Origin of the sequence: Paraburkholderia phytofirmans PsJN, from assembly GCF_000020125.1 — a bacterium.
GTDB classification, from domain to species: domain Bacteria; phylum Pseudomonadota; class Gammaproteobacteria; order Burkholderiales; family Burkholderiaceae; genus Paraburkholderia; species Paraburkholderia phytofirmans.
Genome location: NC_010681.1, coordinates 2,808,205 through 2,819,400, shown reverse-complemented (window position 1 = coordinate 2,819,400; position 11,196 = coordinate 2,808,205). Strand labels below are relative to the sequence as shown.

Here is an 11,196-nt window from a genome sequence, read left to right as displayed (position 1 = left end):
TTAGGCAAAAAATACCGACCAATGCAGCACAGAAACCTAACCCAGGCTTGCACGCGCGTCGTCGCCGGGATGTTCATTGGCGTCTTGATGGCAGCAGCTCCCGGCGCGTTCGCCGACGAAGTAAGCAGTTTCAATCAGAATGCCTCATATTCGACCCTCAACGGGTCGAATTCTTTGTCCGCTCCCAGTTCGCAAACCACCGCTCCAGCTAGCGACAGCGGCGCCAAATCGTTCCTCTCCGGCATGGCCGGCAAGGCGGGCGACGTGGTCGTCGGCGCGCTGAACATGATCGGCGTGCGCTACCGCTGGGGTGGCAACACCCCGGATTCGGGGCTCGACTGCAGCGGCTTCGTGCGCTATGTGTTCCAGGACACGCTCGGTATGGCGCTGCCGCGCCGGGCCGAGGAAATGAGCCGCGTCGGCGAAAAGGTGCGCGTGAGCGACCTGAAGCCGGGCGATCTGGTGTTCTTCAACACCATGCGCCGCACGTTCTCGCACGTCGGCATCTATATCGGCGACAACAAGTTCGTGCACTCGCCCTCCACGGGCAGCACGATCCGTGTCGACGACATGGATGACGGCTACTGGGAAAAGCGCTTCACCGGCGCGCGTCGGATCGAGACGTCGTATCAGGACGGCGAGGATCTGCGCAAGCGCGTGAACGCGACGATCGGCGGCAATCAGTAAGCGATTGAGTCGGCGGTTCCCCGCATAAAAAAGCCTGCTTCGTTCGAAGCAGGCTTTTTTGCGTTTGAGCAGCGGACGAGGCGGCTTCAGGGCTCGCGCAGGGGCGTTCAGGTCCGTTCAGGTCCGCTCAGGCCGCGGCCCGGCTTGCCGCTAGCTTGCGTTGCAATTCCGGCATCATCTTCGCCACCACTTCCTCGCCGGCCAGAATCGCCGCGTTGCGTTGCGAGAAATCGCTGCCGCTCATGGCGGCCAGATTCGGGCGGATCACGATGTCGGCGTATTTGTCGAGTTCATAGGCCTTGATCGTCTGGCCCATGATCGTGAAGGTCTGCATCAGCACGTCGAACGAACTGGCCGTCAGACCGCTTTCTGGGCGCTGCGAGATATCCACGGCGATCACGAAGTCCGCGCCCATCTTGCGCGCGAACGACGCCGGCACCGGGCTCACCAGCCCGCCGTCCACATACTCGCGGCCGCCGATCTTCACCGGCTCGAAAATCGACGGCACGCTGCACGACGCACGCACCGCGATACCCGTATTGCCGCGCTGGAACAGGATCGGCTGGCCCGACCTCAGGTCGGTGGCGACCACGCCCAGCGGCTTGGCCATCTTCTCGATCGGGCGGTTGTTGAGCGTCGTGTTGAGATAGTTCTGCAACGCGACGCCTTGCAGAAAACCGCGCGTGCGAAACGGCATGGCCCAGTCGCTGATCGACGCTTCGTCCATGGTCAGGGCGAGCTTGTTCAGCGCAAAGCCGTTCATGCCCGACGCGTACAGCGCGCCCACCACCGAGCCGGCGCTGGTGCCGGCCACGAGATCGATCTGGATATTGCGCGCCTCGAGCCCCTTGATTACGCCGATGTGCGCGAAGCCTCGCGCCGCGCCGCCGCCCAGCGCGAGCGCGACGCGCAACGGCCGCTGCGGCTTGTCGAGCGACGGTGTGGCTGTGGGCGTAACGGGCGTGGCGGCGACGGGCGTAGAGTCGGTTTTGCCGCCGGTCGTGGTGCAGGCGGCCAGCACCGCGGAGGCGGCGGCCAGTGAAAAGTTGCGGCGGGCGAGGCTAGGCGATGAGGGCTTCAACGAGTTCTCCAGCAACGGCGCGAGCAACGCAGTCGGCGTCGCTGGTGGCCGCGATCAGGCGGATAGTCAGACGGACGGCATCGCCGGCGGCGATTCCATGCGCTGTGGATCTATCTCCGGCCGCAGCGCGCGCACATCATAATGCAAAGCTCCGCGCGCGCGGCGGCGCGGTAATGAAACGTTGCAGAGGAAGCGCACGGACGCTGTTCGGCGCCGCACTCACGCGGCACCTGGCCGTTCGGACGAGGGCAGGTAAGACGCTTCCCGAAGGTATAATTCGCCTCTCGCATTTATTTCCTTCGTGCCCATGCACGGCGCTGTTTTGCCGAATGGGCGCGCTCCGCTGCCGCGCTTTGCGGGTGATGTCCGCCCCGAGCGCCGGCGCCTGTCTTCCGAGTAACCGCTAATGACCACCTCCGTTCGTACCCGTTTCGCACCGAGTCCCACCGGCTTCATCCACCTCGGCAACATTCGCTCCGCGCTTTATCCGTGGGCGTTCGCGCGCAAGATGAAAGGGACCTTCGTGCTGCGGATCGAGGACACCGACGTGGAGCGCTCCACCAGCGAATCCGTCGACGCCATTCTCGAAGGCATGGCGTGGCTCGGCCTCGATTTCGACGAAGGCCCGTTCTACCAGATGCAGCGCATGGACCGTTACCGCGAAGTGCTCAAACAGATGCAGGACGCGGGGCTCGTGTACCCGTGCTACATGTCGACGGAAGAACTCGACGCGCTGCGCGAGCGTCAGCGCGAAGCCGGCGAAAAGCCGCGTTATGACGGCACGTGGCGTCCGGAGCCGGGCAAGGTTCTGCCGGAGCCGCCGGCTGGCGTGCAGCCGGTGCTGCGCTTCCGTAACCCGCTGACGGGTGTAGTGGCGTGGGACGACGCCGTGAAGGGCCGCATCGAGATCTCGAACGAAGAGCTCGACGACCTCGTGATCGCGCGTCCGGACGGCACGCCGACCTACAACTTCTGCGTGGTGGTGGACGATCTGGACATGCGCATCACGCACGTGATTCGCGGCGACGATCACGTCAACAACACGCCGCGGCAGATCAACATTCTGCGCGCGCTCGGCGGCGAGCCGCCGGTCTACGCGCATTTGCCGACCGTGCTGAACGAGCAGGGCGAGAAGATGAGCAAGCGCCACGGCGCGATGAGCGTGGTGGGTTATCGCGACGCCGGTTTCCTGCCGGAGGCGGTGGTCAACTATCTGGCGCGCCTCGGCTGGTCGCATGGCGACGCGGAAATCTTTTCGCGCGAACAGTTTGTGGAATGGTTCGATCTGGAGCATCTGGGCAAGTCCCCAGCCCAATACGACCACGACAAGCTGGCCTGGCTGAACGCGCACTACATCAAGGAAGCGGATAACGCACGTCTCGCAGAACTGGCCAAGCCGTTCTTCGCCGAACTGGGCATCGACGAAGCCGCACTCGCCCAAGGCGCCGATCTGGCGGCGGTGGTGGGCTTGCTGAAGGACCGCGCGTCGACGGTGAAGGAAATCGCCGAGAACGCCGCGATGTTCTATCGCACGCCCGCGCCGGATGCCGAGTCCCTCGCGCAGCACGTGACCGACGTGGTGCGCCCGGCGCTCGCCGATCTGGCCGCCGCGCTCAAGACCGTGGAGTGGACCAAGGAAGCCATCGCCGCCGCCTTGAAGGCGACGCTCGGCGCGCACAAGCTCAAGATGCCGCAACTGGCCATGCCGGTGCGTCTGCTGGTGGCGGGCACTACTCATACGCCGTCCATCGACAGCGTGCTGATGCTGTTCGGGCGTGATGTCGTCGTGGGCCGTATCGAAAAAGCGCTGGTCTGAGCGCGTTCGCGCGTGCCTTGAGCGGGATTGCATGCGGCTTCTGAAAAAAGTCGCATGCAATTGCTCAAAGGGTATTTACAAAGCGCAAATTGGCCTCTAGAATCTCGTTTCTGTTCTGCAAGGGGGGTATAGCTCAGCTGGGAGAGCGCTTGCATGGCATGCAAGAGGTCAGCGGTTCGATCCCGCTTACCTCCACCATCAGAGCAGAGTGAAGTTGTTCCGAAGTCTGGAACTTGTAGCAAAAAAGACTTCACAAACAGCGGTAACGTAGTTAGAATATCGGTCTTTGCTGCTGGCGAAAAAGAAGTTAGCGTGAGTTAGCGGCAAGATAAAGACAAATCTGAAAAGATTATGTCCCCTTCGTCTAGAGGCCTAGGACATCACCCTTTCACGGTGAGTACAGGGGTTCGAATCCCCTAGGGGACGCCAAACATCAGCGTCGCTTTAGTGTTCGATTTATTCGAGTGGTAAGCAGCGCAGCTTGCAGAGAGAAAACCAACGCTCGCAAGTCATTGATAGGCAAACTGGAGCGGTAGTTCAGTTGGTTAGAATACCGGCCTGTCACGCCGGGGGTCGCGGGTTCGAGTCCCGTCCGCTCCGCCAGACAAAGCCCGTTCATACGAACTTGAACGGGCTTTTTCATTAAAGGTGTAAGCAGTACGTTGTCCCCTTCGTCTAGAGGCCTAGGACATCACCCTTTCACGGTGAGTACAGGGGTTCGAATCCCCTAGGGGACGCCAGCACATCGGCGTCGTTCGGTTGGAAGTTTGAACGGTGCAGCGGTAACGCAGTGGTGAATGAGCCGGTCTCATCAGCCGCGGTGCAAAAAAATCTGGAGCGGTAGTTCAGTTGGTTAGAATACCGGCCTGTCACGCCGGGGGTCGCGGGTTCGAGTCCCGTCCGCTCCGCCAGATTTGAGAAAGCCCACTTCGAAAGAAGTGGGCTTTTTTTATTCCACTGTCCAGCGCGCCTGGGTATGCTCGGGACAAACAGCCATTGCCAGCGCGCGCGGCCTGTTTTACCGTTGACCCGACTCTCCCTTGTCGCCCCGCCATGTTCGATCCCACCGAAGCTCCGTTGCCGTTTCATCTGCGCAAAGCCAGCATGGACGATTTCGAGTTCGCCGAGGCGCTGACTCGCAACAACATGGGCGGTTACTACCGCCGCCATCATCTCGTCTGGCGTGGCGATCTGTTTCTCGGCAGCTGGCGCGAGTCGGAGAATTTCATTCTCGAAATGGACGGCACGCCGATCGGCGTGTTGCGCATCACGCAAGAGGGCGATTCGCTGCATATCCGCGACGTGCAGATTGCCGAAGGCCATCGTCGGCTCGGCGCCGGCACGTATCTGCTCGATGTCTCGCATCAGTGGGCGCGTGAGCGCGGCTTGCGGGAGTTGCAATTGCGCGTGTTCGTCGACAACCCTGCGGCTCGGCTCTATCAGCGCAAAGGCTACAAGCTGGCAGGGCCGCGTCTTGCGCAACTCGGTGCGATTCGCCATTTGGCGCGGCGGGTTTAAGGCGTGCCGAACACACGCGAAGTCTGCCGCGCGGGTGTTCGGCACGCTGGTTTTGATGCGTCGAGTTTGACCGGCGGGGTCTGAGGCGCTGGTGATTCACCCGCAGTGTTTGCGGCGCCGAACTGGGCGGGCCGCGTCTGAAGCGCGCGCTTGACGCCGCAGTTTTCCACGCTCACTCAACGCCCACTATCGCTCTGCGCATCCGCGCGATCCCGCGCAGTTTCGTCGTCCAGTTCCGTATCGCCGTGCTCGCCATGCCCCGGCCGATGTTCCGAGCCACGCTCGATGAACGCGCGCGGACTTTCACCGAAGGCACGGCGGAACATCGCGGAGAAAGCGCTCTGACTTTGATAGCCCAGTTCCAAGGCGACATGCGAAAGCGGCCGTCCCTGGCTCAATAGCGGAATAGCGCGCGCCAGAATCGCCTGCTGGCGCCATTGCGAAAAACTCACGCCCAATTCCTGACGAAACAGCCGCGCAATCGTGCGCGTGCTCGCGCCCACACTGGACGCCCATTGTTCGAGCGACTCGCCATGCGTCGGGTCCGCGATCACCGCTTCGCACAGCGCGCGCAGACGCTTTTCGTTAGGCATCGGCACCGACAGCGGCAGCGGCTCCGAGCGAGTCAGTTCGTCGAGTGCGAGGGCGCCCAGCAACTGCTCGCGCGTAGCCGAGATGCCGGGCGTGTCGAGCGCGGCAATCACTTCGCGCAGCAAATCCGAGACTTCGACCACGCGTGGCGTATCGAGGCCGGCCGGCACGGTGCTTTCGGTGATGTAAAGCGTGCGCAGGAACGCGTCTTCGACGGCGACCACTTCGTGCGTCACGTGCGGCGGCACCCAGATCGCCCGCGAGGGCGGCACCATCCACGTCGTGCCGGTGGTCGCGACCCGCAGTACGCCGCGCGACGCGTAAGCCACCTGCGCCCACGCATGCGTGTGACGCGCGATGCGCCAGCCCGACGGCATTTGCCGCGAGCGTACACGGATCGGATGCGTGTCGTTCGGCTGGAACTCGGGCGGAATATCGGCGAAGCGCACGAGGCTCGACAGATTTGAATCGGTGGACGAAGTCATGGTGAAAGTCGATCCCGATAACGGAACGCGGGCTCCCAAAAGTGCGCCGAAAACGCCGCAAGGCAAAACCCCGTGCGGGCGGGCAAACCGCCGCGGGCTTCTCATTGTAGGTGTTGCAAGGGACAGGGCGTTGCATAATGTCCCGACTACTGGACCCGAGGAGAACGCCATGAGCTTTGCCACAGCCGACTTGTGCGACGCGCACGAGGATCAACTGGCGCTGGGCACGTTGCGCGTGCTCGAACCGGTCTTCCACCTGTTCAGCCGCGCCGAGTGTTTCAGCGGGGAGGCGGTGACGCTGAAGGTCTTCGAAGACAATGCGCTCGTGCGGGCCACGCTCGAGGAGAAGGGCGCGGGCCGTGTGCTGGTGATCGACGGCGGCGGCAGCCTGCGTTGCGCGCTGGTCGGCGGCAACCTCGCGCAGCTTGCGGAACAGAACGGCTGGGCGGGCATCGTGCTGAACGGCTGCGTGCGCGATGCGCTCGAACTCAACGAGGTGAACGTCGGCATTGCGGCGTTGACCACCTCGCCGCGGCGCGGCCAGAAGCTCGGCACCGGCGAGCGCGACGTGGCGGTGCACTTGCCCGGTGCGCTGGTGCGTCCTGGCGAATGGGTCTACGCGGATATCGACGGCGTGCTCGTGGCAAGCGCGGCGCTCAACTGAACTGAACCGCTGCGGCGACTCGAACTCGAACAGACCCAGAAACAGACCCAGCAACACCTCCACCCAAACCCTGATTCAAGGAGAGCAAACGACGATGCAGACCGTCTTTGTATACGGCACATTGCGGGCCGGCGAAGTGAACGACATCCGCCACGCCGCGGCGCGCAACGAGATCGCCGCGCCCAATCTGCTCGGCACGGCCACGGTCCGTGGCCACCTGTTCGACTTCGGCTCGTATCCGGGCCTCGTGGTCGACGAAGCCGGCGTCGACGTGATCGGCGACGTCTACGAGATCGACGACGAACTGGTCGCCGTGCTCGACGAAATCGAGGCGGTCTATCCGGGCGTCGAGGATCGTTTCCTCGCGCGCGAAGTGATGGTGAAAGTCGACGGCAACGTCGTGAACTGCCGCTTTTATCCGGTTGCGCCGAATGTGGTGAAGGGCTTGCCCGAAATCAAATCGGGCGACTGGATCGAGTACCGCAGCACGCGCTGACTAAAACGCGCGACGCGCGCAAAAAAACGGCCCGGCAGGCATACGCCTGTCGGGCCGTCCGGTCGGTCAGCCTTGCGACTCAAGCCACTTCACGCCGCGTGCTAAAGACGCGCGAAAGCGGGCTTGTTACTGCGTCGTCCGTAACTCATGCATCCACGAGGCCTGACGCCAGCCTCAAATTTCTTCGTACAGCGGCAGCGTGAGGAAGTCGGTGAACTGCTCCGATGTCGACATCTCTTCGAAGATCTGCGCGGCGCGCTCATACGGCTTGGTATCGCCGCCCACGGCCTGCTTCACCTTCTCGAGCTCCTGCGCCGATAACTCGCGCACCAGTTCCGCCGTCACCTTGCGGCCGTCTTCGAGCTTGCCCTTCGGCGAGCGGATCCACTGCCACACCTGCGAGCGCGAGATTTCCGCGGTGGCGGCGTCTTCCATCAGATTGTGAATCGGCACACAGCCATTGCCTGCGAGCCACGCGCCCAGGTAGTGAATGCCGACGTTGATGTTGTTGCGCAGACCGCCTTCGGTGATCGGCGCTTCCGGACGGAAGTCCGTCAGGTCGGTGGCCGTGACGAGTACGTCGTCGCGTTGCTTGCCGATCTGGTTCGGCTTGTCGCCGAGCACCTTGACGAACTCTTCCATTGCGATCGGCACGAGACCCGGATGCGCGACCCAGCCGCCGTCGTAGCCGTCGCCGGCATCGCGCGCCTTGTCCGAGCGCACGCCGCTCATCGCCTTGTCGTTCGCCGCCGGATCGTTCTTGATCGGAATCAGCGCGCTCATGCCGCCGATCGCCGGCGCATTGCGGCGATGGCAAGTCTTCAGCAACAGCAGCGCGTAGGCGCGCATGAACGGCGAGGTCATCGTGATCTGCGAGCGGTCGGCGAGACAGAAGTCGCGGTCGGCCTTGAACTTCTTGATCGCCGAAAAGATGTAGTCCCAGCGGCCGGCATTCAGGCCCGAGCTATGTTCGCGCAGCTCGTAGAGGATCTCATCCATTTCGAAAGCGGCGACGATTGTCTCGATCAGCACCGTTGCGCGAATCGTGCCGCGCGGCACACCGACGGCTTCCTGCGCGGCCACGAAAATGTCGTTCCAAAGACGTGCTTCGAGATGGCTTTCCATCTTCGGCAGATAGAAGTACGGGCCCGAGCCGCGCGCGACCAGCTCCTTCGCGTTGTGCACCATGAAGAGCGCGAAATCGAAGATGCCGCCCGACACGCGCTTGCCGTCCACCTTCACGTGCTTCTCGTCCAGATGCCAGCCGCGCGGGCGCACGATCAGCGTGGCGACCTTGTCGTTCAGCGTGTACGACTTGCCGTTCTGTTCCAGCGAAATCGTGCGGCGCACCGCGTCCTTCAGATTGATATGGCCGGTGATCTGATTATCCCAGCTCGGCGCATTCGAATCTTCGAAGTCGGTCATGTAGGAATCCGCGCCCGAATTCAGCGCGTTGATGATCATCTTGCGCTCGACCGGACCGGTGATTTCCACGCGTCGGCATTGCAGGTCCTGCGGCAGCGGCGCGATTGTCCAGTCGCCGTCACGCACGCTTTTTGTTTCGGCGAGGAAGTCCGGACGCTCGCCGGCATCGAGGCGCTTTGTGCGTTCCGCGCGCGCCTGCAACAACTGCTGGCGGCGCGGCTCGAACGTGCGATGCAGCGCGGCGACGAGTTCGAGCGCTTCGCGCGAGAGAATCGCGTCATAGCCCGGCTTGATTTCAGCCGTGATTTCCATGCCCTGCGGCAACTGCAACGATGAATGCGAGGACTGCGGGCTTGCCATGTTTTCTCCTTGGTCGGTCAGATTGCAAAGATGCCAATGTTGAAATGCGGTTTGCTATGCGTCGCGTTAGCGGGTGGTAACCGTCATGCGCCAGGGCTGTGGCGCGTGCGGCTGCCGCCGGCGCCGCTGCTGCGGCCGGACGACGCGGGGTTCTTCAGAAAAGCGAGCAGATCGGCCATGCCTCCGCCCACGCCGTGCGGCGTGACGCCCAGTTCTTCGGCTGGGGCGTTTTGCCGGTTGAGCCAGAAAGTGGTGAAGCCGAACCACGTCGCGCCCGCCACGTCCCAACCGTTCGACGACACGAAGACGATCTCGCGCGGCTGCGCGTCAAAGGCTTGCGTGCCGAGCGCGTAAGCGGCGGGCGAGGGTTTGTAGGCGCGCACGGTGTCGACGGATAGAACGCGGTCGAACAGGCGCGTCATGCCGGCGCTCTTCACGGCGATGTCGAGCATTTGCGGATTGCCGTTCGAGAGAATCGCGAGGCGTGGACGTGGGGCGGATTCGCCACCCGCGCGCGCTGCCGGGTCAGGGGCAGCTTCGCGCAACTGGCGCAGCGCGGGCACGGCATCGGGGAAAGCGGAGAGGCACGCGTATTCGTCCATCAGACGCTTCTCGGCCGCGCGCCCCAGCGAAAGCTGAAGTTTTTTTGCGGCGAAGCGCAACGCGTCGAGCGTGATGTCCCAGAACGGTCGGTAGTGCGCGCCGGCTGCATCCGCGGAATCGGCGAGCGTGCGCAGCTGCGTGTATTCGATCTGTTTTTGCCGCCACAACTGCGAGAGTGCGTCGCCGTGGCCGGGGAACATTTGCTCTGCGGCAGCGATCACCGAATGCACGTCGAAAAGCGTGCCGTAGGCGTCGAAAATCACCGCTTTAGGGGAGAGTGTCGTTGTGGCCGACATTGCCGTGCACTCCTGTCAGAGGTCAGGATGGATTGTATTAGTGACACAGGGCGCTAAAAAAGAGCCTAAACATCACTTGATCTTTTACTTTCATCCACCTAATCTGACGCGCACCGGCCACTTTCCCGCCTAAACGCGGCGCCCATCGCTCATGGACCGTTTCAAGCAGATCGAAACTTTCGTGACCGTCGCGGCCAAAGGCAGCCTGTCCGCCGCGGCTTCGGCCGAAGGCGTCGCGCCCGCCATCATCGGACGGCGCATCGACGCGCTCGAAGAACGTCTCGGCGTCAAGCTGCTGGTGCGCACCACGCGCAAGATCACGCTGACCTTCGAAGGTTCGGCCTTCCTGGAGGATTGCCAGCGCATCATTCACGACATGCAGAACGCCGAAGCCAGTGTGTCGGCGGGGGGTGTCAAGGCGAGTGGCCACTTGCGGCTGTCCGCGCCGGCGGGCTTCGGCCGGCGGCACGTCGCGCCGCTGGTGCCGGCGTTCACGGTCGCGCATCCGGACGTGTCGATCACGCTCGACCTGTCCGACCGCCTCGTCGATCTGGTCAACGAGGGTTTCGACTGCGCGGTGCGTCTCGGCGAGTTGCCGGATTCGTCGCTGGTGTCGCTCAAGCTCGGCGAGAACCGCCGTGTCTGCGTGGCGTCGCCGTCGTATCTGAGCCGGCGCGGCGCGCCGCACAGCCTCGCCGATCTCGCGCATCACAACTGTCTCGCGCTCGGCGCGAGCGCTAATCAGCAACGTGGCTGGATGTTCCAGCAGGGCGACAAAGTCGTGTCGATCAAGGTGTCCGGCACGATGGAATGCTCCGACGGCGCGGTGCTGCATGAATGGTGTCTCGAAGGCTACGGACTCGCGTGGCGCTCGTGGTGGGAAGTCGGCACGGACATCGCGGCCGGACGGCTCGTCAGCGTGCTCGACGAATTCGCCGCGCCGCCCATCGGCATTCACGCGGTGTTTCCGCAGCGCCGTCATTTGCCGCTGCGGGTGCGATTGTTTCTGGATTTTCTCAAGCATACGTATGGGCACCCTGACTACTGGGGTTGAATGCGGAGGCGAGGCGCGCAGCTGATGGCATCGCCGCGAACAAGGGGTTTCCGATATGCGGACAGACCCTCAACGGATTCATGCGCTCAATTCCGCGACCTACAATCGATTCAAGCGGCT

Annotated in this window: 10 protein-coding genes and 5 tRNA genes; 11 read left to right on the top strand and 4 right to left on the bottom strand. The window is 63.1% G+C overall.

Going from position 1 to position 11,196, the window contains the following annotated elements; genetic code table 11:
• Positions 1–21 precede the first annotated feature (21 nt).
• Entirely contained in the window at positions 22–687 is a 666-nt protein-coding gene (locus tag BPHYT_RS12365; protein WP_012433490.1) for a C40 family peptidase, read from the top strand.
• Between the two features lie 127 nt (positions 688–814).
• Here BPHYT_RS12365 and BPHYT_RS12360 read toward each other — a convergent pair whose 3' ends face one another.
• On the bottom strand, positions 815–1,768 hold the full coding sequence (locus tag BPHYT_RS12360; RefSeq protein WP_012433489.1) for a patatin-like phospholipase family protein: 954 nt from the start codon (positions 1,766–1,768) through the stop codon (positions 815–817).
• A gap of 406 nt (positions 1,769–2,174) precedes the next feature.
• Between BPHYT_RS12360 and gltX the strand changes: the two genes are divergently transcribed.
• The 7 genes from gltX (at position 2,175) to BPHYT_RS12325 (ending at position 5,102) form a co-directional block, all read left to right on the top strand.
• Positions 2,175–3,584, top strand: coding sequence for a glutamate--tRNA ligase (gene gltX, locus BPHYT_RS12355; protein ID WP_012433488.1), 1,410 nt, complete (start codon positions 2,175–2,177; stop codon positions 3,582–3,584).
• 122 nt (positions 3,585–3,706) lie between these two features.
• Positions 3,707–3,782: transfer RNA gene (locus tag BPHYT_RS12350), tRNA-Ala, on the top strand.
• A 155-nt stretch (positions 3,783–3,937) separates the two neighbouring features.
• Positions 3,938–4,013, top strand: a tRNA-Glu gene (locus BPHYT_RS12345).
• Positions 4,014–4,110: 97 nt separating this feature from the next.
• Positions 4,111–4,187: transfer RNA gene (locus BPHYT_RS12340), tRNA-Asp, on the top strand.
• Between the two features lie 61 nt (positions 4,188–4,248).
• Positions 4,249–4,324 (top strand) — tRNA-Glu (locus BPHYT_RS12335).
• A 94-nt stretch (positions 4,325–4,418) separates the two neighbouring features.
• Positions 4,419–4,495, top strand: a tRNA-Asp gene (locus BPHYT_RS12330).
• A 142-nt stretch (positions 4,496–4,637) separates the two neighbouring features.
• The gene (locus tag BPHYT_RS12325) at positions 4,638–5,102 is read left to right on the top strand and encodes a GNAT family N-acetyltransferase (protein WP_012433487.1); all 465 of its coding nucleotides are present in this window, start codon (positions 4,638–4,640) and stop codon (positions 5,100–5,102) included.
• A 176-nt stretch (positions 5,103–5,278) separates the two neighbouring features.
• On the opposite strand, the gene BPHYT_RS12320 is transcribed toward BPHYT_RS12325, so the two are convergent.
• Complete coding sequence (locus tag BPHYT_RS12320; RefSeq protein ID WP_012433486.1) at positions 5,279–6,178, bottom strand: AraC family transcriptional regulator; 900 nt, start codon at positions 6,176–6,178, stop codon at positions 5,279–5,281.
• Positions 6,179–6,347: 169 nt separating this feature from the next.
• On the opposite strand from BPHYT_RS12320, the gene rraA reads away from it, so the two are divergent.
• Both rraA and BPHYT_RS12310 read left to right on the top strand, forming a co-directional pair.
• The gene (gene rraA / locus BPHYT_RS12315) at positions 6,348–6,842 is read left to right on the top strand and encodes a ribonuclease E activity regulator RraA (protein ID WP_012433485.1); all 495 of its coding nucleotides are present in this window, start codon (positions 6,348–6,350) and stop codon (positions 6,840–6,842) included.
• A gap of 94 nt (positions 6,843–6,936) precedes the next feature.
• Positions 6,937–7,338 (top strand): gamma-glutamylcyclotransferase family protein, encoded by a 402-nt coding sequence (locus BPHYT_RS12310; RefSeq protein ID WP_012433484.1) that lies wholly within the window; start codon positions 6,937–6,939, stop codon positions 7,336–7,338.
• Between the two features lie 174 nt (positions 7,339–7,512).
• Here BPHYT_RS12310 and aceB read toward each other — a convergent pair whose 3' ends face one another.
• Both aceB and BPHYT_RS12300 read right to left on the bottom strand, forming a co-directional pair.
• A complete protein-coding gene (aceB, locus tag BPHYT_RS12305; protein ID WP_012433483.1) occupies positions 7,513–9,123 on the bottom strand; it encodes a malate synthase A in 1,611 nt (536 codons plus the stop codon).
• A gap of 83 nt (positions 9,124–9,206) precedes the next feature.
• Entirely contained in the window at positions 9,207–10,022 is an 816-nt protein-coding gene (locus BPHYT_RS12300) for a haloacid dehalogenase type II (protein WP_012433482.1), read from the bottom strand.
• Between the two features lie 151 nt (positions 10,023–10,173).
• Between BPHYT_RS12300 and BPHYT_RS12295 the strand changes: the two genes are divergently transcribed.
• Positions 10,174–11,076, top strand: a complete 903-nt coding sequence (locus BPHYT_RS12295; protein ID WP_012433481.1) for a LysR family transcriptional regulator — start codon at positions 10,174–10,176, stop codon at positions 11,074–11,076.
• Positions 11,077–11,196: the final 120 nt, after the last annotated feature.